17 protein-coding genes are annotated in these 21828 nt (G+C 36.8%); 5 read left to right on the top strand and 12 right to left on the bottom strand.

The genetic code is table 11. The features are described 5' to 3' along the window. The first annotated feature begins 107 nt into the window (after positions 1–107). Entirely contained in the window at positions 108–1271 is a 1164-nt protein-coding gene (locus tag FHL05_RS05690) for an MFS transporter (protein WP_153385627.1), read from the top strand. A 117-nt stretch (positions 1272–1388) separates the two neighbouring features. On the opposite strand, the gene FHL05_RS05685 is transcribed toward FHL05_RS05690, so the two are convergent. The 8 genes from FHL05_RS05685 to FHL05_RS05650 form a co-directional block, all read right to left on the bottom strand. Next, the gene (locus FHL05_RS05685) at positions 1389–3617 is read right to left on the bottom strand and encodes a hypothetical protein (protein WP_153385626.1); all 2229 of its coding nucleotides are present in this window, start codon (positions 3615–3617) and stop codon (positions 1389–1391) included. Positions 3618–3769: 152 nt separating this feature from the next. Then, positions 3770–5047 carry a zinc ribbon domain-containing protein gene (locus FHL05_RS05680; RefSeq protein ID WP_153385625.1) on the bottom strand — a complete coding sequence of 426 codons (1278 nt, stop codon included), beginning with the start codon at positions 5045–5047 and terminating at the stop codon, positions 3770–3772. Positions 5048–5059: 12 nt separating this feature from the next. Further along, on the bottom strand, positions 5060–5860 hold the full coding sequence (locus FHL05_RS05675) for an SGNH/GDSL hydrolase family protein (RefSeq protein WP_153385624.1): 801 nt from the start codon (positions 5858–5860) through the stop codon (positions 5060–5062). After that, the gene (locus FHL05_RS05670; RefSeq protein WP_153385623.1) at positions 5860–6792 is read right to left on the bottom strand and encodes a zinc ribbon domain-containing protein; all 933 of its coding nucleotides are present in this window, start codon (positions 6790–6792) and stop codon (positions 5860–5862) included. Before FHL05_RS05670 ends, FHL05_RS05675 begins: the two co-directional genes overlap by 1 nt. A gap of 138 nt (positions 6793–6930) precedes the next feature. Beyond that, entirely contained in the window at positions 6931–7869 is a 939-nt protein-coding gene (locus FHL05_RS05665) for a metal ABC transporter solute-binding protein, Zn/Mn family (RefSeq protein WP_153385622.1), read from the bottom strand. Further along, positions 7866–8717 carry a metal ABC transporter permease gene (locus tag FHL05_RS05660; RefSeq protein WP_153385621.1) on the bottom strand — a complete coding sequence of 284 codons (852 nt, stop codon included), beginning with the start codon at positions 8715–8717 and terminating at the stop codon, positions 7866–7868. The genes FHL05_RS05665 and FHL05_RS05660 overlap by 4 nt, the downstream gene beginning before the upstream one ends. After that, positions 8717–9457 (bottom strand): metal ABC transporter ATP-binding protein, encoded by a 741-nt coding sequence (locus tag FHL05_RS05655; protein ID WP_153385620.1) that lies wholly within the window; start codon positions 9455–9457, stop codon positions 8717–8719. Before FHL05_RS05655 ends, FHL05_RS05660 begins: the two co-directional genes overlap by 1 nt. 573 nt (positions 9458–10030) lie before the next feature. Further along, on the bottom strand, positions 10031–12280 hold the full coding sequence (locus FHL05_RS05650) for a hypothetical protein (protein ID WP_153385619.1): 2250 nt from the start codon (positions 12278–12280) through the stop codon (positions 10031–10033). Between the two features lie 543 nt (positions 12281–12823). On the opposite strand from FHL05_RS05650, the gene FHL05_RS05645 reads away from it, so the two are divergent. Then, positions 12824–12997 (top strand): hypothetical protein, encoded by a 174-nt coding sequence (locus FHL05_RS05645; RefSeq protein WP_153385618.1) that lies wholly within the window; start codon positions 12824–12826, stop codon positions 12995–12997. 28 nt (positions 12998–13025) lie between these two features. Here the strand turns inward: FHL05_RS05645 and FHL05_RS05640 are convergent, their stop codons facing one another. After that, positions 13026–15560 carry a M1 family metallopeptidase gene (locus FHL05_RS05640; RefSeq protein WP_153385617.1) on the bottom strand — a complete coding sequence of 845 codons (2535 nt, stop codon included), beginning with the start codon at positions 15558–15560 and terminating at the stop codon, positions 13026–13028. A 152-nt stretch (positions 15561–15712) separates the two neighbouring features. Between FHL05_RS05640 and FHL05_RS05635 the strand changes: the two genes are divergently transcribed. Further along, positions 15713–15955, top strand: a complete 243-nt coding sequence (locus FHL05_RS05635) for a hypothetical protein (RefSeq protein WP_153385616.1) — start codon at positions 15713–15715, stop codon at positions 15953–15955. 285 nt (positions 15956–16240) lie between these two features. Here the strand turns inward: FHL05_RS05635 and FHL05_RS05630 are convergent, their stop codons facing one another. Next, complete coding sequence (locus FHL05_RS05630; RefSeq protein WP_153385615.1) at positions 16241–19264, bottom strand: MMPL/RND family transporter; 3024 nt, start codon at positions 19262–19264, stop codon at positions 16241–16243. A gap of 159 nt (positions 19265–19423) precedes the next feature. On the opposite strand from FHL05_RS05630, the gene FHL05_RS05625 reads away from it, so the two are divergent. After that, the gene (locus FHL05_RS05625) at positions 19424–19969 is read left to right on the top strand and encodes a TetR/AcrR family transcriptional regulator (protein ID WP_153385614.1); all 546 of its coding nucleotides are present in this window, start codon (positions 19424–19426) and stop codon (positions 19967–19969) included. On the opposite strand, the gene FHL05_RS05620 is transcribed toward FHL05_RS05625, so the two are convergent. Together FHL05_RS05620 and FHL05_RS05615 are read right to left on the bottom strand one after the other, a co-directional pair. Continuing rightward, a complete protein-coding gene (locus FHL05_RS05620) occupies positions 19966–20637 on the bottom strand; it encodes an SDR family NAD(P)-dependent oxidoreductase (RefSeq protein ID WP_153385613.1) in 672 nt (223 codons plus the stop codon). The genes FHL05_RS05625 and FHL05_RS05620 overlap by 4 nt on opposite strands. 59 nt (positions 20638–20696) lie before the next feature. Beyond that, on the bottom strand, positions 20697–20930 hold the full coding sequence (locus tag FHL05_RS05615; protein WP_153385612.1) for a cytochrome b5 domain-containing protein: 234 nt from the start codon (positions 20928–20930) through the stop codon (positions 20697–20699). Positions 20931–21083: 153 nt separating this feature from the next. Here FHL05_RS05615 and FHL05_RS05610 point away from each other — a divergent pair, with 153 nt between their 5' ends. Beyond that, complete coding sequence (locus FHL05_RS05610) at positions 21084–21542, top strand: nitroreductase family protein (RefSeq protein ID WP_153385611.1); 459 nt, start codon at positions 21084–21086, stop codon at positions 21540–21542. Positions 21543–21828: the final 286 nt, after the last annotated feature.

Raw genomic sequence — 21828 nt, 5'->3', positions numbered from 1 at the left:
GTTGTCTGATGATATATTAGTTCTCGTTTGCTTATTGGCTAATATTTAGCCATAAAGCATTTTATAAAAAAATAAGGGGATTAAATTTCTCGGAAAGCGGGCAAACTATGCGTAACTTTAAAGCTCAAACAATTATCCTAGTTTTACTTTCATTTATTCTAGGTAATAATGAATTTTTAGTTATGGGGATTCTTTCAAATATCTCCCAAACCTATCATGTTTCAATCGCAAATGTTGGTCTACTAGTAACTGCCTTCGGGATTATTTATGCTATTAGTACTCCAATCATAACTTCTCTGATTGGTAATTTTAATCGCTACTATTCTCTTATAGTTTTAACGATTATCTTTATTTTCGGAAACACGCTCAGCGGTTTTGCTTCAAATTATCCTATTCTGGTAATTTCAAGAGTGATTTCCGCTTCAGTGGCTGGTGCTATTATTTCTTTATCCATGACTTTTTCCAGCGTAATCGCACCTAAGGAAAAACAGGGATTCGTCGTATCATGGATTTTCTCCGGCTTCAGTATTGCCTCAGTTATCGGAGTACCTTTGAGTACGGCTATCAGTTCAGTCTTTGATTGGAGAGTTACTTTTTTCTTGATTACTGGCGTCAGCATCATTACATTAATTTTGATGATGGTTTCTTTGCCAAAAGACTTCAAGGGACAAACTAGTCCTTTGCGCAGTCAATTTGAATTACTCAAGGATTCGAGGATTTCCTTTGGAATCTTATTGCCATTCTTCGCTATGTCGGCAATTTATGTAACTTACACATACTTGCAACCAATGTATGGCACTCTCGGATTTCCAGCTAAGAGCTTATCAGTATTCTTAGTTATTTTCGGTGTGACTTCACTTATCAGCAACCAACTATCAGGACGGATTTCTGATCACGGCGGTTTGAAAATTATGCCTAAAGTTTACTTATTTGAAATCGTCGTCTTCTTGATTTTGCCATTCTTTATTCAAAACAAGTATCTTGGCATTATCAATTTGTTGATGGTCGGCGTAATCATGTATCTCATCAACTCGCCTATCCAGATTCACTTTTTAAACACGGCTAAGGATTCTTATCCACAAGCTGTAACTTTAGCATCTTCACTCAATCCCGTCTTCTCAAATATTGGGATTTCACTAGGATCAGCGGTCGGCTCTGTCATCGTCGGCAATTGGGGATTGTCACCTGTTGGCATTGGTAGTTCAATTTTTGCTATTGCTGCTTTAGTAATCAACTTAAAATTAAATAAAATTATTGCTGCCAAGTCTTAATCGAATTTGAGCAAAACAATTGCTTCAAATCAAAAATACTAGTAGTATTACCCTTTCAACGGAAAAAGCCTGAAAACGTAAGCCCTCATATGCTATGTTTTCAAGCTTTTTTTTGTTTTATACGGAATCTGACAAAGTCCAGTTCATTTCACCAGAGTATTGACCAACTGCATTGACGCCATTAGTTTTTAACATCAGACCTTCCGAATCATTCCACGAACGGCCAACATTAGTCGTCTGCTCACCATCTTGGGTTTTATAGCCATTGGCAATTGGTATTTTACCTTGGTCAGTCAAAAGATTTTCAATTCCATTAGATTTTTTAAAAACGATATTTCCCTTGAAAGGCTTGCTGCCAGAATATAGTCCCGAAGTTTGAGCGGATAAATTCCAAGCATCCTTCGTACCATTTTTACGACTATCTTTTACCAAAATGTTCCAAACGCCTTTTCGAGGAATCAACGAAGAAGCTGTCACCTGGTTGATGCTGCCGAAAGAATAATCATCAACAGCTAAGGCTAAACCTCCCTTTTTAGTGATAATGACCGTTGAAGTGGTCGACTGATTATCATCGCTGTCCTCAACGTAAACTTCCAAAGTATTGGTTTCTTTAGTCAATTCAGCAGAAGGAATCTTGAAGTTTAAACTGCCACTTGTCGCATTATTCAAATTAGTACTATCACTCAACAAGAAATCGTCTAAATTTGTTCCATTCAACTTTGCATGAACCGTAACTTGTGAATTATCGACGGTACTTTGATCGGTGTACGTAACGTTACCTAAAATACCGGCATCTTGGTCATTTCCCACTGATATATTATTTTGAGTCAAACTAAGATTGATTGGTTTGACTTTTTTGATAGTGAATTCAGGCGTATCGGCATTCGTAATCAAATTGTCGCTTTCAAACTTAGAACGTTGTGAAGCTACCTTAGTGTTAGCGGTAACATCATTTGCGATACCGTAAATCGTAATAGTTGCCTTCGTTGGTGCGCTGCTGGATAAATCTTTTCCAATCGTATGCGTCAAAGTATTAGTGGATGTATCTAATTCACTGGCATAGATAGGTTCGTCGCTACCGTCGTCGTAAGTAATATAACCAATCTCTTGATTGCCATTGATATAGGTAACATCACTTGGCAATTGCAAAGTAGCCACATCATTTTTCCACTTATCATTTCCGCTATCGTACTTCAGATGGTAATTGATAGCCAATTTATCGCCAGAACTAACGTTTTTATCATTAGTGTCAGTTTGAATCAATTTATTCTGCGTCTCATCATTAATATCTGAAGTTACTTCAGCTTCAACTGAAGAAGGAATTGATTCAAAGGCTATCAGATTAGGTTCATAGGCCTCACCATTAGTTGCAGTAAAACCCCATTGTAATTTTCCAGTGCTTAGGGCATCATGACCACCAAATTCAGTGGCCTGAATCTTATCAGTTGTAACCTCTATTGGGTTCGTACCTTTTGAACCATCGACATTTTTATCATTGAATTTATAAGTGATTTTGTAAGTATTAGGATTCCACGAAATAGTCACATGATGCCAAGATCCATCATGTAAATCAACATTTTGGACATTGGCATGATTCATGGAGAAATAATGATTAAGGTTTAAAAAGCCATATGAATTTTCTTTATAAGTATCTGGGCTAGAAGGATTTGCATAGGCGATATGTTGTCCATCAATACCTTCATCAAAGCCATCGTTTGTCGTTTCATTATTATTAGCATGGGTGTCAAACTCGAGTGCCCAACTATTGGGAATGGCTGTTGCGGCAATTGTTGCAGGATCTTTAACACTTGTATCCGTGTCAATTCCCCAGACGCCTAATGTCTCACCGGTACCAATCGAATTGCCATTATGCGCGAAGGAACCTACTCCATTAGCGGGATTTTGCAAGACAAAAGCCATACCATCCCCAAAGCTGGCATTTGCAGTTTTATGCTTGACAGCACCGAAATACATCCAAAGAGATAAAGTCTGTTTTTGATTGATATTAACATAATTCCCGCCGTCAACATTTGACCAAATGGCACCTTGTTCGTTCTTATAATAGGTCATCCGAATTGCCCGCAAAGGATCATAAGTACTTCCAGTCGTGTGCATAGTTGAAGTTTCCAATAAGGCATTATTTTTGGCCCCGTTATAATTAGAAAAATCACCAACAGTAAATTGTGTACTATTCAATCCCAAATTTTCAGGAGCAGAACTTAAACCAGCTTGAGCCTCACTCAAAGCATCAGTCTGTTCGGTAGCTAAAGTTGGAATCTCTCCAATCCTAATTGCTAATAATATCGCTATGGTAAAAAATAGAATACTAATAATCCGACGTTTCATCTCGTTACCCCTCAAATTAATTTCTCCCTCTTTCATCATTATAATATCATTTACAATTGAATTATTATATCTTTCCAAATTTTATTTTATAAAGCAAAAAAAGCATACTAATCCTTTGCAGATTAGTATGCTTTTTCGAATTTATGGATTATTTAATCTTTATACCAACTTTGGTCATACTTAGATGAATGCAATTCGCCATCGCTGTAATCATAAGATTCAGTGATTGAACCGCCGCCATCACGATTGTATTGGATTTTGACATGTCCATCATTATTTTCAACAATCTTATAAGTACCTGTTTGGTCGCCCAAATCATAAGTTCCATCTGAGTAAAGCGACAAATCAGGATCACCGCTATATTGACCGACAATTGAGTCATCCGATGAATCATCTGAAGTATCGTCTGAAGAATCATCAACATCACTATCTTCATCGGAATCACTGTCAGAGTCATCATTTGAATCAATATCGGAATCAGAATCGTTATCTGAATCTTCTGAGGATTTTTCGTTATCACTATCAGCCTTCTTAGTTGTCTTCTTCGACTTCTTAGGCTTTTGAACATTCATTGAAATATCAGTCTCTTCATTATCAGTACTAATACTGATTTGCTTAGACTTAGTCTGATTCGATTTCTTGTTGCTTGAAACTTTCAAGTCATAAACGCCAGCTGACATATCATCGATTCGATACTCGCCATTGGCTGACCTTGCTGCAACTGACTTCCCATCAATTGAGAAAGTTGGGTTATTGATATTAGTATCAATATTCAAGGTCTTAGTCTTCATCACAACTTTATACTTAGGATAGAGCAAGAAGTATTTGCCAGATTGTTTGATATAAAAAGTATTATTAGATTGATTCTCACTAATTTGTGCTTCAATATCTTTAATCGCCGAACTACTCTTTGAATAAAGTCGCTTCAAAGCACCAATCTGGTCAGTTGAAAATTGGTCGCCGTCCTCATTAATCAAGGCATCCTTCATTTTTGAAGTAGTCCCACTAGTAACCTCATCTTGTAGCGATTGTGTTTGTCGAGCTTGACTGTAATACATATTGCCGACAAAATATCCACCAATCAAAATGATTATCAAAATTATTAAGGCAATTATCTTACCGTGTCCCTTTTTACGCTTTGGAGCTGGTGGAGTGGACTGAGTTGGTTGAGAAGCTTGTTGTCTTTGTTCGACTGGCTGACTTTCTTGTGGAGTTTCTTGAACATTTTCAGCTGCTTGTTCTTTCGGTTCAACTTTTTTTTCAGCCTCTGGATTGTTAGGTGCCGGTGTAGGTTCAGGCTCTTCTACAGTTTCATCTGCATTTTCTTCCAAGTACTTCTTTAAATTAAATCCACAATTAGGACAAAAACCACCCTGATTTTCTTTATCCAAATGGGTTCCGCAATTGGGACAATATTCTAACGTCTTCATATTTAAAAACCTCTATTTTGTTTTGACTGTTTGATATAAAAGTTGTGCAATCTTGTCATGTCCTAATTGATTAGGATGGAAATTGTCTTTCGTTCGATTGTAAACTTGACTGTAATTCAAATCATTTTCCGTGACTTTTGGATTGTTGCGCCAAATCGTTGCTAAATCGATCACTGGGATGTTGTATTTTTGACCGATTTCTTTAATTTTGCGATCATAAACTGCATCGTTATCGATATATTGACCATCACTTGGTGACCAAGTCGTCATCAATAAAATCTTAGCTTTAGTCTGTGATTGAACTTTTTGAACTAACGTATCCAAGTTATTTGTAAAGTCGCCTAGGTTCTTTGAATCGATGCCATAAGCCGAATCATTAGTTCCAAATTCAATCGTAACGATATCTGGATTCTGGTCAATCAAACTTTGCACATTCGGTAAGCCAAAATTAGTCACGGTCTTACCAACTGAAGAATTATTAATTTCCGTAACATTCTTCCCAGTTCCTTGTTGAAGTTTATCTTTAAAGAGCGTCGTAAAACGACTATTTTGGTTATTAGAAAATAATCCGACTGACAAAGAATCACCTAATGCATAATAAACCAATTTATCTTTTTTAGAATCTTTTAAATCAATTAACATTGTTTTTTTAGTGTTCTTTTTCGTAGTTTTCTTTGTTGGCGATTTCTTCTCTTGGCGTTCTGTTTTAGTATTGGTGGTCTTTGATTTAGTTGCTTGTTCTTGACCACAGCCAACACCTACTACCATTAGCAATACCAAGATTGCTACTAGAAGATATCTTTTTTTGATCATTATCCTATTACTCCATTAATAATATTTTGACCAATACTTGAATAATTTGCTTGAATAGAAGCAAAAACCATCTTAAAGACAAAATACAAAACGATATTACATAAAATTGTCGTAATTACGGCAACATAAATTTTATCCAATCTCATTTTCCCATAATCGGAAACGATTGATGAAATATAAGCTACCATCCAAACACTCGACATCAATACTATAATTACAGCAACAAATTTGAGAATTCCTAAGATACTTGCTCCAGTTACACCGGAAAAGTCTTTAGGTACAGATACTAATAAATAAAGACTCAAAATTAATTCTAAAATAATCATTACATTACTAAAACTTGCTAATTGATTCGAATAATTGAAAAAATCCGTCTTTTGACTGACCAAATACTTCTTACATAAAAATCCGACTAACAAAAAGATTGCAAAATAAACTAAAACTATAAAAAATAATCTAGAATAAAGAAACATTCCCGTTGGAATACTAGTTGAAGTACTATTATCAGAACCTAAATAATTAAAAGCTGTCTCTAAACTTTCAAAAACAAATGATAAAATTCTATTTCCAATGATATAAATTGCAAATGAAACCAAAATCACATTAAGCAATAGCGAAACTAACCCATAATATTTATTTTCATAATTCACTTTTGATGGATTAATAATAGAATCTTTGTACCATGAAAAATAGTTTAACGAATGTTTCTTGATAGTTTGAAACGTTTCGTTAGAATTAATATTTTCCGCTGCTGCAGCAGTGGCACTATGAACGCTTTGAACCGTGTCATCAATCGTTCTTCTTGTACTGTTATTAGAAGGATTGTCAGTGACTGTTCTTTCGACTGTATCGTCCTCAACTGGGGTTCCACATTTTACGCAGAATTTGTCTCCTGGCTTCAAAGGAGCCCCACAATGTTTGCACTTTTTCATAAAATTATTCCCCCTGTTTCTTAAACCTTTATGAAATTACACAATTAAGTATAACAATTTTTTCATTATTCAAAAAATTGAATTGCCATTTTACAAAAAAACTCCTTAAAACCAGACTAATTGGTTTTAAGGAATTTTCTATTTAGCTAACCCATCATAGATGTGGTCAATATTCCATTTCATCATTGAATAGTATGTATCGCCATCAGTGCCTTTTTTAGCTAGAGAATCTGTAAAGATTTTCGAGTAAATTCCGATACCTGTTTCTTTAGAAACTTTTTCCATCGATTTTGGTGAAACTGATGATTCAACGAAGAGATGCTTCACATCAGTTTTTCTAATCTTAGCAAGGACTGATTGCATTTGTTCAGGTGTTCCTTGGGCTTCAGTATTGATTTCCCAAATGTAAGCCGGCGTTACGTGATAAGCAGCTGAGAAATACTTGAAGGCACCTTCAGAAGTTACCAAGAGACGTTGACTTTCTGGAATTCCTAAATATTTTGATTGAGCTGTTTTGTGCAGCTTCTCTAATTTAGCAATGTACTTGTCCGCATTTGCTTGATAGAAACTAGCATTCTTCTTATCTTTATCTTTTAAAACTTTGGTAATTACTTGAACGTACTTGATTCCATTAGCTAAGTCCAGCCAAGCATGAGGATCTTCTTCATTGACATTAGTTGTCAGATGCTTTGGTACGACTGTCTTACTAGCTGAAAAGACATCTTCATCAAAACTCTTGTGTGAAGTCTTAACTAATTTCTTGAACCAACCATTACCACCAGTTTCCAAATTCAAACCATTGTGGAAAATAACGTTAGCTTCAACAGTTTCTGAAACATCAGTTGGTTGTGGTTCATATTCATGAGGGTCGGTCCCACGTTTAACGATACTGTACAATTCAATCCGGTCTTTTCCGACATTATGAACCATATCTTCTAGAATCGAGTTAGTCGTAACGACACGCAATTTATCGCCGTCAGCTAATTCTTGAGAGTTGTTTTCACGACTGTGCAAGAAAAAATAAACTCCGCTGATCATTGCTATCACGCCAACTAAAGTGATAATTATCTTTTTCATTTGGCTACGCTCCTTTGTAATTTAAAGAAGTTTTGTTTAGGTGAAAAGACAAATGATATGGCGAATAGCAAGGCTGCTACGATAACGATTGCCGGACCAGATGCCCAGTTGAAAGTATAACTGAAGTACAAACCAGTAATTGAGGAAACAACTCCAACTACAGCGGAAAGAACTAACATGACATCTAACTTGTCAGTCCATAAAAAGGCTGTTGCAGCAGGCGTGATAAGCATGGCAACTACCAGGATAATCCCAACGGTCTGTAGTGCAGAAACTGTTACCAAAGTTAGAACTAACATCAAAGTGTAATGGATAACTTGCACGTTTAGTCCATAAGTTTTGGCATAAGTGGCGTCAAAAGATGTTACTAATAATTCCTTATAGAAAATTACCACGAAGAGGATAACGATTCCTAGGACAACTGCAGTCGTCATGATATCGGAATCGCTAACGGCTAAGATATTTCCAAACAGAATGTGGTGCAAATTAGTGGAACTTTCAGCCATTGAAATCAAGATGAATCCTAAGGCATAAAAAGCACTGAAGACGACCCCGATTGAGGTATCCGTCTTGATTTTACTGCGAGCAGCCACGAAACCAATCAATAAGGCTGCTAGAACACCAAAGATCGATGCTCCAATTAAGATATTGATTCCTAACATATAAGCTACGGCTACCCCAGGTAGAACCGCGTGAGAAATGGCATCTCCCATCAGAGACATTCCTCGTAAAATAATGAAACTACCAATAATTCCTGACATTATTCCGACCATAACGGCGGTTAAAAGAGCACTTTGAAGGAAATCATATTTGCCAAGGGCGTTAAAGAATTCGACTAATGATGTCATCACTGCGCACCTTCCTTTCCCTCAAACAGCACTGAAGAAAGATCTGCACTAAAGGCTCGTTCGATATTCTTTGGGTTGTAAACTTCATTGGTTGGACCGTAGTCAACGATTCCGTGGTTTAAAATAACTAAATCGTCAAAATAATTCGTAACTTTATTCAAATCATGGTGGATTACGATGATAGTTTTATTCTCATCACGCCATTGTTTAAGAATCTTCATGATCGCAGTTTCACTTTGCAAATCGATTCCTACGAATGGTTCATCCAAAATAATAATATCGGCTTGTTGAACGATTGCTCGCGCAACAAAGACACGTTGCAATTGACCACCAGAAAGGTTTCCAATTTGTCGTTTTGAAAATTCAGTTAGAGAAACTTGTTTCAAAGCATCCTTACTAGCTTGCTTTTCTTTTTTACCGGCACTTTTAAATAATCCTAATTCGCCGTAAGTTCCTGTAAGCACGACGTCAAAAACATCGATTGGAAAAGTTAAATCCAAATCCTTTCGTTGTTCAACATATGCAACTTGTTGTTGAACTGATTTCATCGACTGACCATCATAATCGACACTACCTTGTCGAGATTTGATCAGATTTAGCATTGCCTTAATGAGTGTTGATTTACCCGCACCGTTCGGCCCGATAATTCCAGTTATTTTTCCTGCGTTAAATTTAACGGCTACATCAGAAAACACTGGTGCGTCATCGTAAGCGACAGTGAGGTTCTTAACAGTAAGCATAAAGAGCCTCCATTTCTTTCAGACGAAATAGTACATCTCGTCTTCTGTATTTCAGATTAGCATATACTTCATGTAGTAGCAATGAAAAAGTTAGGTTCGGTTAATTGTTGTTTTAAAGTTTTATTAAAATTGTTTTTTGGTATGATTTTTGGATATAAAAAAGACCCTTGCCATTGGTGCTTTGGAGATTTTGGCTTGAGTCTTTTTTGTTAGTTTGAGTTGGTTTTACAAATTGTATATTTTTGGATATTGGTGGTAGTTATTTTTTTGTGGGGGATTATTTGGAGAGTTATTATTTTGAATAACCATTCGTTCTGGCTATATAGTGGAAACGAGTTACGGAAGGGCAACCCATTCCGGTTAAGTCTAATATCTCTATTGTCTGCTTCACAGCCAATTAGAAATATTTGCCTTAATCCTCATGGGCTGGACGCCCTTCCTTCACTCTCTTTTTGAAACGAGCTCCACAAGCCAGACATTTCCGGTTAAGACTAATATCTCTATTGTCTGCTTCGCAGCCAATTAGAGATATTTGCCTTAATCCTCGATGTCTAAGCGGGCTTGTTGCGCTCTCTATAATGAATCTTTAGCTGTCCAAGTAATCGTGGAACTATAATGTCCTGCATTCTCAAAGTCCGTTTGCTTCAACAATATTCCTGAATCTTTAGTCCATGTTTGATCGATATCGGTCGTTTCTTCCCCATCTTTACTTTTAACGCCTTTTCCAACCAAAACTTGTTCGTTTGTCAGATTTGCTTCGTTGCCGTTGCTATCTACATAGACCATTCCACCTTGCCATTCTTTCGTGCCATCTTTTAATGGTGTGGCTGAAGCTGATAGATACCAGTTGGATCCTTTTTGACGGCTGTCGATTACGTCAACTGACCAGTTGTCTTCACGTTTGATCATTTGCTTGTTTTCCATACTTTGAATAGTCTGGAAACTGCTGTCGTGAGCATCTACTTTTAATGAACCTAAAACTGTAATTGTATAAGTGATTTCATTAGATACTTCATAAGTTGTATTATCCATCACATAAAGCGTCACAGTATTTACGCCTTCATTTAGGTCATTGCCGCTTCCATTAGCACCTTTTATTGATGAAATTGACAGCGTAAAAGGATTGGCACTGAGATTTTGAACGATTGTCGATGAACCGTTATTAACTTTGGCATAAACGCTGAGATTCGTAGGGTCAACGGTACTGGAGTCGCTGTAACTGATTTTCCCCGTCAAATCAGCTGTCGCACCAGTATTGATAGAAACATCGGAACCCGTTTTTGCTAGAGTAATACCTTGAGGTTGCTTGATTACAAAAGCTTGTGTCATGACATCTTTTTGCAAATTAGATCCATCAAAACTTGCATGTTCACTGGCTACATTAGTATCCGTCTTTGTATTGCTATTAGCGCTGCCCTCGAAACTTATTTTCGCAGATTTAATATTGCCGTTTTGGTTATTGCTATCATAATAGAGTTCTTTAGCTAACTTATGTGTGATTTCATTGTCAGTCATACCAGAGAATTCATCGATATTCTCAGTTGATTTATTGCCATTGTCATCAGTGTAAGTAATCAAAGCACTTTGATAATCAATATTTTCTGGCAATTTAATTTTAGCCTCAATGTCTTGCCAAGGTTGTGAACCACTGTCATAAGAAAGATTGTAATTAACGCTTAATTTGTCATTATTGTGGACGACATTCGCATTAGGATTGTCAGTCGTTGGTTCGATCAATTCACGATTGCCTGAAGTCTCATCAATGATACTTGCTTTAGCATCAGCTTCAGCGATTGAAGGAATCGATTCGAAGATAATCAAATTATTTTCTGAACTGTCACCAGTTGAACCAGTGAAGCCCCAGTATAATTTACTGCTGTCCTTCAAATTGAAATTGCTGGTATCGACTTCCATTTCTTTAGTGTTGATTTTGCCAGTATTCTTATCAATTTTAGGAGTACCATCGAGATTTTTGTCGTCATAATTTAAAATCATTTTGGCTTTAGTTGAACCACTTGCAGCTGGGACCCAAGTTAAAGTTATGTGGTGCCATCTATCATCAGTTAAAAAGTTCTTCGATTTACCAGTTGTTGACATGCTAGTAATAGAATTTTCATGATTTAAAATAAGACCTTTATTATTAGCTAAATAAGTGCTGGCTAAGGCTGGATAGTTACTTGCAATATGATTCAAAGACGTTTCATTAGCATCAAAATTACTGTTGTAACTATCATCAGCATTCATATAAGTATCAAATTCCAAAGCCCAACTATTTTGAATAGCCCGTTGTGCCATGATTTCTGGTTGGATATCGACAGGATCAACTGGTGAGCCCCAAACGCCGAGACTTTCACCAGCACTCTTGTCACCTGAAATTTGAGTAAAAGCATTGTCGGAAACATTTTGCAAAACAAGAGCCATCCCGTCACCTGTGTCAGCACCACCAGTAGTATAGGCACCACCAAAGAACATCCACATCGACATCGTTTGTTGCTTATTGATATCGATGTAATTTTGGTTTTTAGCATCGCTTTGACTTCTCTTCGACCAAATAGCGCCAGATTTTTGAGTGGAGCCAAATTCAGTCAATTTGATAACATCAGAACTACCCTTATTAGTACCAGTATTGGCTGGTAAAATTACCGCATTATTATTTTTTACGTCAGCGATATTGAACCACTGTGTAATATCAGTCAATCCATTGGGAACAGTTCTATCGACGCCATTTTTATTAGCATCGTTTGAAAGGACGGTACTCAAAGGTGACTGATCATCGATAGCTGCTTTGACTGTATAATTATTAAAACCTAATAAAAATAACAAACTACCAAAAATAAAAATTATATTTAATCCCAATTTACGTTTGATAGTACCCGCCCCCTTAAAGTTATAAAAAATATATAAATGATACTTTATTTCCTATTTATATATTAATAAATAATATGAACGCTTTCATTCCGAGAATTGACCCCTTGATTACCTTTTTTTGTCTATATTGTTTAAACACCTATTTAATGAAGAAATTTTGGGATTACTAAGCTGAGTTAGTGTAATATGTCGTCCTCCATAGCATGGCTGGAACGATGTGGGCACGACTTTAAGCCTTTTCCAAGTTCGGGAAAAGTCTTAAAGCTCGGCCTCATTCTAAGCAATAAATTGCTAAGAATGATTTCACATCTGAGCCAATTTGCTTTGCTATTCCGGACTGAATTGTGGTTTTATTTTTAACATCTCAAGTAAAAAAAAAGAAAACCTCCATTTAGATATAGTCGATAAACTATTATCTAAATGGAGGTTATTTTGATTTAAAATTATTTGAAATAAACAATAAATGACGTTATCCAGTCGGGAGTGGCAGCTTTGTGGATGCTCAGTACTGAAATTGTACTTAGCGATTTATCGCTTAGTACAAGACCGAACTTTTTGACAATTCCCGGTTTTGGAATTGGCTTAAAGTTGCGTCCAGTACGTTCCAGCGTCCACAAAGCAGAACGGACGACGGCATCCTACACTAACCTAACTTATAAAAGAACCATTTAGCAATCCCAGAGGTTAATAATTTTATAAATTATTTGATAGCAGAACTGACAGCTGCATTCACAGCGTCTTTCTCGTCTTCAATCAATTTAACATTAGTTTCAACAATACTAATATCCATTTGAATTTCACGAGTTAGTCCAGGTGTATTGACCTTAGGTTCAAAGAAGTCTTTGAACTCTTGCAAACGTTCTGGTGTATGGAAAATATTGGAAGTAACTGTGATGTAAGTTGAGAATTCCATGTCTCCACCGACAGTATCTTCAAGCCATGACCAGTCATTTCTAATCCAGTCCCAAGCAGCTTGTTGAGCCTTGTCGTTAGCCAAAGTTCCACGATACCATGAACGCAAATCTTGTGGCTTGATCGTGTCGGCATCTTCAAACTTGCTGATTAATTTCTTAATCAACGAAGCATCAGGCGTACTTGTCAAAGCTACGGATAAATCAGCTTTATAACTTGGGTCTGATGACTTGCGGTAATCTGACAACAATTGGTCGAATAAGTCAGCATTGCCGTAATTCTTAACTTCATTTCTTAGAATCAACAAACGAACGTCAGCTGAAATGCCGCCAAGATTATCCTTGTTAGCTGTGAATAAATCATGGGCATCAGAGATAGCTTTCTTATTTTGAGCATAAAGAGCCGCATTCAAAACATAAGGACGAGTCAATTGGTCATCGTTAGATTCACCATCTTTTTGAGTCCAACCTAAACGTTCTACTTGGTCAGCACTCAACTTGTCAAAGAGTTCTCTCAAAGCTTTTTCTTCAGCAGAATCAGGTTTGACGAACTTCTTCAAGTTGTTAGCAACACGATACAAAGCTGCATTGACAACAGTTGAATGACTTTGAGCAAATTTAGCTAACAATGGAACAATCGAAGCATAAGAGATTTCACGAGCATCAGCCAACAAACGAAGATCTTGCAAGATTCCCAATTGTGAAATGGCATCAATTGAATCAAGATTATCTAAGATATCTTTCATCAATGTATCATCGTATTTAACGATAAAGTGAGAATTGTTGCCGACATTCAAGCGGAATGGTTCATTGCTATCTTGACGTAATTTCTTATAGTCATCGATGGTAACTTCTTTATCAGCCATAATCTTAGGAGCAGCACCATAATTACTGTTCAAAGGAATTTGCCATTGACGACCTTTATCCTTGCCTTCACCAATGAAGAATTGTTGTTGCGACAACTTAATCTTGCCATCGACGACACTGGCGTTAACTACTGGATAACCAGGTTGTTCCAACCATGAGTGCATGATTGAACCAACGTCGATACCTGATGCATCGCCTAAGGCATCCCAAAGGTCATCACCTTGAGCATTGCTGTATTTATGAGCTTCAAAGTACTTCTTCAAACCTTTACGTAAGTTGTCGTCACCCAACAAGGCCCGAACCATAACTAGCATTCTTGCACCCTTAGCGTAGACGATAGCAGAGTCGAACAAAGCATCGATTTCAGCAGGGTTATTAACTTGAACGTGAACCGATTGAACACCATCTGTAGCGTCACGTTGCAAAGCGGCTGGAACATCAGATGTTTGGAACATCTCCCAAACATGCCAGTCAGGTTCCAAAGCATCGGCAGCGACGTATTCCATCATGTTAGCAAAACTCTCATTTAACCAAAGGTTGTCCCACCACTTCATGGTTACTAAATCACCAAACCATTGGTGAGCTAATTCGTGGGTGATGACTGTGGCAACGAGTTGCTTGGTATCAAGGGCTGTGTTGTCAGGGTCGACCATCAAGTAAGCTTCACGATATGTGACAAGACCCCAGTTTTCCATGGCACCGGCTGAAAAGTCAGGTAATGCTAATTGCCAAGAATGTGCTAGTGGATAAGGTGTTTGATAGAAGTCTTCATAGAATTCGATTGCACGCTTAGCAATATCTAAGGCGAAGTCGAGTTCATTTGCTTTATGAGCTTTAGTTGCGAAGACACCAACTTCAACGCCACTCTTAGTCTTAGTAATCTTGCTTTGAAGATCACCAAAGGCAAAAGCAATAAGGTAAGTTGACATCTTAACAGTTGTATCGAAATAGTGGATACCATTTTCAGTTCTGATTTCAGGCATGTTAGCGAGAATCGTTTCGCCAGGTTGTTCATCGAACTTGATAGCAAGATCAAATTTAGCCTTAGCCTCAGGTTCATCGATACAAGGGAAAGCTTGACGAGCAAAAGTAGTCTCGAATTGCGTACCGATAATCTGCTTCTTTTCGCCATTAACCTCATAATATGAAGGATAAATACCCATCATTGAATCAGTCAAAGCAGCATGGTAAGTAATTGCTAAAGTAGTGTCACCCGCTTTAGATAACTCAATGTTGATAGCATCATTGTCATCATCAGTAGTGAATGGAACATCCTTGCCATCAGCTTGAACAGTTTCAATCTTCAAATACTTTTGGTGAATTGAAATGGATTCTTCTTTAGCGTCACCATCGATAACTGTTTTACCAGTAATTTTCTTAGTACCACGATCGATATCAAGAAAAATATCATAGCGACTTGGTTGAAATTTATCATAAAAACGTTTTATTTCAGTCATAAGTTCCCCTTTTAATTATATTTTAATTTACTTCTAATTAATTATAATCTTAACGTTATCAAGGTTTCAATAAAAAGGAAGCGATTTGAACTAAAATAACACTGGCATACAATTAAGAGAAGAACTAAACAAAAATATTCGGAGGACAAAAAATGTCAGAAAATAACCAACCAAAATACTTCGCCGCTCAATATCAAAATGGAAACACTAAAAAACTAATCGACCTACTAGTAACCTGCACCGATTATGACCAAAATTCAGCCAAAGAATACATCGAATCACAAGATTTCCAAGAAAACGAATGGCTAGTAGTCCTAATCAAAGACCACAAAGACGACATCTATAAAATGGACGATTTAACCTTCAAAGCAGTTTATGGCAGAAACCTAAAATAAAAACTTATTCTACACAACAAAAAAACATCTATTCAGAATTTTAATGAACTCTAAATAGATGCTATATTTTTAAATCTTTTATGAACTTATCTTTAAAAAAATCCAGATAATAACCAGTTCACCAGTCCGGAGCAAGAAAGCCGATTGGCTCAGTAGTGAAATTCTTCTTAGCAATTTATTGCTTAGAAGAAGGCCGAGCTTTAAGACTTTGCCTGTATTTGGCAAAGGCTTAAAGTCGTGCCCACTACGCTCCAGCCAAATCGGCTTTCTTGCGGAGGACGGAATTTAATCTGTTACCTTTTTATCAGTATCAGAAACATCAGAACTATTATCCTTAGATTTCTTTTGTTTCTTATTGCCACCTGGCATGTAAGTCAATTTGATATAAGCAGACATCATAATTGGCAAGGTCAAAAGAATAATGATCAAACCAACAATTACACCGATTGCCACTTGAATCAAAGTCATAACGCCTGATGGAATCAAAGCAGCGAAAGTACCACTCAAGATAATTACCGCTGAGATAACAACCGTACCAATGAAGGTAGCTGCAGAAAGGATACATGCAACACGCGCCTTCATATTCAGGTTCGCCGACTCAGCCCGATATCTCGTCATCAAGAAAATACTGTAATCAACACCTAAAGCAACTAACATGATAAAGGTGAAGAATGGCGTATTCCAAGTCAATAATGACTTACCGATGAACAAGCCAGATAACCATCTAGTGATTCCTAACGATGTGATATAAGCAATCAAGAGAGTCAAAATAATCATGAATGGTTGCATAATCGATCTTGTAACGAAGATTAAAGCAATTCCGATACCAATAATCATAATGACAGCTGTTCTCTTAAAGTCAGATTGAGATAATTTTTCTAGGTCAGTTGTTGAAGAAGTTTGTCCACCAAAGACAACTTGGTCATCTGATAATGAAGTATTCTTCACTTTCGATTTAACATCTGAACGAAGTCTTCTCATAACCTTAGTAGCAGACTGACTAGCTGGATCATCTTTCAAGACGATTGTTACTTGAGCAATCTTCTTATTCTTCGATAAGTAATTGTCGAATGATTCATCTAGAGTGCCATCTTTGATTTGTGCCTTAGGAACGTAAAGCTTGTCGCCTAAGTAAGAATTCTTCAAACCTGTTAGATAAGATGAAACAGTTTGTGAACCTTGTTGAACTTGGTTGATACCATCAACAGCTGAACTTAAGCCACTTTGTAATTGAGTAACTTGTGTTCCAAGTTGTTGCATTTGAGTATTCATTGTTTGAACACCAGTATTAACAGTGGAAGCACCGCTAGCTACTTGTGAAGAAGCACTGGATAACTCTGAATTTGTAGCAACTAATTGATTGCTACCAGCAGCAGCTTGGTCGATTCCGCTAGTCAAAGTTGGAACCGAAGCATTCAACTGATTGATAGCTGAGTTCAATTGTGAAACGCCTGATTCGAATTGACTGATCATGCTTGGCAATTGAGCCATTTGAGCTGTGTTAACTGAAGACCCAGATTGAGCCAACAATGGTTCCATCTGACTCATCAAACTAGTCAATGAACTGATTTGACTTGTAACAGAAGACATTTGTGAGTTTAGTTGGTTGCTGCCTGAAGCAATTTGACTAACTGAACTTTGCAAAGTACCAGAACCAGCTTGCAATTGCGTTAAGCCGGAGTTTACTTGAGTCGAGCCATTCAAGTATTGACCGATACCAGAATCTAATTGTGCTGAACCGCTAGCTAATTGTTGCGTTCCATCAGCCAAAGTTTGAACTTGTGACAAGTTGCCAGAAACATCAGCAGCCGTCAATTGTTGGTTAGCACTGTTCAAGCCAGTAGAAATTTGTTTCAAACCTTTTTGAGATTTGGCCAAACCAGAATTGACCGTCTTTAATTGATCCTTCAAATATAAAGCATCAATTTTCTTATTCATTGGTTGTGTCACAGACATAACCTTTTTAACACCGGGTTCTTTTTTGATGTAACTAGTTAAATCATCAATTGTGCCCAAATCAGTTTGGTTAGCCAATGATTTATCACTCTTGATATAAAGTGTCGTTGGACCAGCCATACCCTTAGAAAAGTCCTTTTGAACTTGTAAGTAGCCTTGCTTTGCAGGGTCAGAATTTGGAACTTCATCAGCTGTATTGAAATTGAGCTGTGAACTGTTCGTCAAAGCAAAAGCAGCTCCGATGATTAAAATCAAGCCCATTAAAATAACTGGACGAGCGATGGCAGCACTGGATAGGCCATGCCATAACTTACTGTTATTGTTTTCAGCCCAGTTCTTTGATGGCCAAAACATCTTTTTGCCTAAAGCTGACATGAAGAAGATATTCAAAGTCAACAAGACTGGAATCAAGACAGCGATACCAATAGCAACGCCGACAGCTGATTGATAGAATGAGAATTTAGCAAGCGAGAGAACTGTAAAACCAATTAGAACTGAAAGACCACTATAAAGCAAAGTCTTACCAGCAGTCTTACGAGTCGTTATCGCGGCCGCATCTGCATCATCATTTGTCGCTAGTTCTTCTTTGAACTTGTTGTATAGCAAGATATTGTAATCAGTACCAATACCAAAGAGAACAACAACTAAGAAGACTTGCGTGAAGTCAGAAATTGGGAAATTAAAGTATTGAGCCGCATTCATAACGACACTCAAAGATACAATAAATGAAACTCCTACTGTCAGAAGCGATATAATAGGAATAATCACTGATCTGAAGACTAAGACCAAAACGATAAAGATGAAGATAGCCGCAATTATCTCAGTCTTTTGCAGTCCCTTTTCAGTTGTATCAGAGAAAACATCAGAAAGTAGGTCTTCACCGGTCGTATAAGTCTTTAAGCCGGATACTTTAGCCTTATTTTCAATTTTTTTAGCTTTAGTTTGTAAATTAGAACGTCCCTTAACATTCACTAAAACTAATTCTGTTTTCTTATTTTTGGAAATTAATTGCGCACTGCTTTCGGGACTATCAGCCACGGAAGTAATGGAATCAATATGTAGATTCCCCTTATTATTATTAAGTTTATGAACCTTTTTATTAATTGAATGCTTTTGTCCATTAGTTAAAGCATTATCACTGTGATAGACCAGTGTCAGTTGAGTAGCTTTCGTACCGGAATATTTATCCCCTACACGACTGGCTACCTCACTTTCATAAGAGTCCGGAACAGTGATCTGTCCGTTTTCCTTAACTAGCTGGCTAATATTTGGCAATGCAAAAATTGCTACAAGGACAATTATTATCCAAGCTATTAACGTTAAGATATGACGTGGATTCTTAAAAGATTTCAATATAAAGACCCCAATTCATAAATATTTTTATTTTACTGAACACCTGTTGATAAAATCAGCATACTCTACTATAATATTAAAAAATTAATGTGACAATATACAATTTAGTGCCAAGTGTTCATTAATTGACACTTTGTCTAAAATTGTTCAGGAGTTAATATGACCGACATTAGAACCCAGAAGACCCAAGAACTCATTACAAATATTTTTATTGATTTATTAAAAGAGAAACCGATGAACAAAATTTCTGTTGCCGAAATTACTCGCAAGGCTAATATTGGCCGTGGCACCTTTTATATTCACTATAAAGATACTTATGATCTTTATGATCAGCTCATCTCAAAAATCATCAATGATTTAACCGAACTTTTTGATGAAAATTACCCTGATACTCAGGACAGTCCTAATTTTCAAGCGCTCTCTAATAGTCTAATCAGCTATATCTCGACTCATAAAACTGTCTTTCAATTGTTGATTCGCGATACTCATGGACGCGACATCATCAATTCAATCAAAGACATTTTTATCAAAAAAATAATGATCGAAGAACAAGGAGATGAAAAAGATACACGCTATCGTGCCTTTGTTTCATTTTCGGTTTCTGGGATCATTGGCGTTTTGACTGATTGGCTGAATGGAAAATTCATTTTAACCGATCAGGAAGTTTCTACTATTATTAATGACATTATTAAAACTATCTTTTAATCAAATTCCGATTTAGATATCTTTTCCGGATAGAGAGCCTCAACATCGTCACGCTTTTTAAGCAAGTCCCAATAAACTGGGGCTATTTTTTCTGGTGCCATTTCGGGACTATCTCCAATAATGCCTTGAATCGTTACTAATCCGACGTAAACATTTTGATCTTTGACTGTTTCATGCAAAGTATAAGCATAACTTCTCAAAGCTGCCTTAGTTAATGATAAAGTTGAAGCTTTTTGAGAAGGATGAATCGCTGCGCCACCACCAGTGAAAATTATAGAACGCTGAGCTTTTTTATCAGTCTGGGATAAAAATTCTTTGGCTGTAAAAATTGCACTAAGAACATTGGTCTTAAAGATTTTTTCAATCAAATCAGTGTCGCTTGATAATGCATCGTCCAAGTGTTTATCGCCAACATTGAATACTAAATTTTCAATATTGCGGTCACGCTTGGTCAAATCGTCCATCATTTCTTTGATTGCTGAAAAATCATTAGCATCGCAAGCATAATTAGTTGTGGTAATGCCATCCATTGTTAAATCATCAGTTGCCTTAGTCAATTTTGCTTGATCTCTGGCTACTAAAATGATTCTTTGCTTGTTGTGACCAAATTCCTTTGCTATTTCTAAACCGACGCCACTGTCTGCGCCAAATACAATTGTTGTTGCCATATAAGTACCCCCAAAAAAAGCATGAATCAAAAGTTCAATTCATGTTTTTTGTTTATGATCTATTTTAATGTTCCTACCTCAGTCAACTCTGCTAAAACAGAACGCTTGTGTGGAGCATGATCAATTACTTCCGATAGATCTTGACCGGCGACATGACCATGGTGTTCTCCACCTTTCCAAGGATCAACATCAGTAACATCATAGATAATCCCATCAATTGCAACATAAGCTGGATTACCGTCCTTCCCGTTAAATTTTTTTAATTCCTCAACAGTCAGTTGTTTTCCTGCCATCACATCAACCCCTTTCATAGAAATATTATTGTTTCCGATTACATTATCGCACTTTTGGCAATAAAATATCTTCTTAAAGGCTTATGATTCTTTATGCATCTTTTGATTGATTGGATTATGATTAAAATATCAAAGGTAATGGAGGTTTTATTTATGGAAGCATATGATTTAATCAAATCACGTAAAGCAATTCGTCAATACAGTGGCCAAATCACTGACGAACAATTGAATGAAATTTTAACTGCTGCTAACGCTGGTCCTGTCGGTATGGGGGAATACAAGAACTATCGTCTAACAGTTATTCAAAAGGCTGATGTTCTCAATAAAATGAGCGGTATTTACGACGCCCCAACTGTAATCGTTGTTTCTGCTAAGAATCCTGAAGCCATGGAAGATGTTTCAGCCGGAGCAATCGTTCACAATATGGAATTAGCTGCTGAAAATTTAGGTTTAGGTGCTAATTATAATATGTCCAGCTTAGGTTCAATCCCTAGTGGCGTTTTACCAAGCGGATTTAAAGCTGTTTTCGCGTTAACTTTAGGTCAAACTAATGAGAAACTCGTTACTAGAAGTATTCCTTTAGATAGAATTGAAACTAACATCGTTAAGTAAAAGTTAGTGTAGTATGCCGTCCTCCATAGCAAAGAAAATTTGGCGAAAACGTTGTGGGCACGACTTTAAGCCTTTTCCAAGTTCGGGAAAAGGCTTAAAGTTCGGCCTTATTCTAAGCAATAAATTGCTAAGAATAATTTCACATCTGAGCCAATTTTCTGGCTGTACGATAAATAAAGTTGATAGGTATTTTGCCATCAACTTTATTTTTGTATACCATTTATTAGTAATAACCATTTAAGAACACCAAAAAAGGACACCATTCATGCCCTTTAGATGTTCGACC

The sequence above is a fragment of the Companilactobacillus halodurans genome, from assembly GCF_009600995.1.
In the GTDB taxonomy this organism is placed as follows: Bacteria; Bacillota; Bacilli; order Lactobacillales; family Lactobacillaceae; genus Companilactobacillus; species Companilactobacillus halodurans.
This window is presented reverse-complemented; position numbering and strand designations above follow the sequence as displayed.

What these genes read in the sequence shown, in the direction of transcription:
- FHL05_RS05620 (WP_153385613.1), bottom strand. Translation starts at nt 20,637, where the DNA reads ATGGCAACAACAATTGTATTTGGCGCAGACAGTGGCGTCGGTTTAGAA.
- FHL05_RS05610 (WP_153385611.1), top strand. Translation starts at nt 21,084, where the DNA reads ATGGAAGCATATGATTTAATCAAATCACGTAAAGCAATTCGTCAATAC.
- FHL05_RS05615 (WP_153385612.1), bottom strand. Translation starts at nt 20,930, where the DNA reads ATGGCAGGAAAACAACTGACTGTTGAGGAATTAAAAAAATTTAACGGG.
- FHL05_RS05680 (WP_153385625.1), bottom strand. Translation starts at nt 5,047, where the DNA reads ATGAAGACGTTAGAATATTGTCCCAATTGCGGAACCCATTTGGATAAA.
- FHL05_RS05665 (WP_153385622.1), bottom strand. Translation starts at nt 7,869, where the DNA reads ATGAAAAAGATAATTATCACTTTAGTTGGCGTGATAGCAATGATCAGC.
- FHL05_RS05635 (WP_153385616.1), top strand. Translation starts at nt 15,713, where the DNA reads ATGTCAGAAAATAACCAACCAAAATACTTCGCCGCTCAATATCAAAAT.
- FHL05_RS05675 (WP_153385624.1), bottom strand. Translation starts at nt 5,860, where the DNA reads ATGATCAAAAAAAGATATCTTCTAGTAGCAATCTTGGTATTGCTAATG.
- FHL05_RS05690 (WP_153385627.1), top strand. Translation starts at nt 108, where the DNA reads ATGCGTAACTTTAAAGCTCAAACAATTATCCTAGTTTTACTTTCATTT.
- FHL05_RS05645 (WP_153385618.1), top strand. Translation starts at nt 12,824, where the DNA reads ATGCTCAGTACTGAAATTGTACTTAGCGATTTATCGCTTAGTACAAGA.
- FHL05_RS05640 (WP_153385617.1), bottom strand. Translation starts at nt 15,560, where the DNA reads ATGACTGAAATAAAACGTTTTTATGATAAATTTCAACCAAGTCGCTAT.
- FHL05_RS05660 (WP_153385621.1), bottom strand. Translation starts at nt 8,717, where the DNA reads ATGACATCATTAGTCGAATTCTTTAACGCCCTTGGCAAATATGATTTC.
- FHL05_RS05685 (WP_153385626.1), bottom strand. Translation starts at nt 3,617, where the DNA reads ATGAAACGTCGGATTATTAGTATTCTATTTTTTACCATAGCGATATTA.
- FHL05_RS05670 (WP_153385623.1), bottom strand. Translation starts at nt 6,792, where the DNA reads ATGAAAAAGTGCAAACATTGTGGGGCTCCTTTGAAGCCAGGAGACAAA.
- FHL05_RS05625 (WP_153385614.1), top strand. Translation starts at nt 19,424, where the DNA reads ATGACCGACATTAGAACCCAGAAGACCCAAGAACTCATTACAAATATT.
- FHL05_RS05655 (WP_153385620.1), bottom strand. Translation starts at nt 9,457, where the DNA reads ATGCTTACTGTTAAGAACCTCACTGTCGCTTACGATGACGCACCAGTG.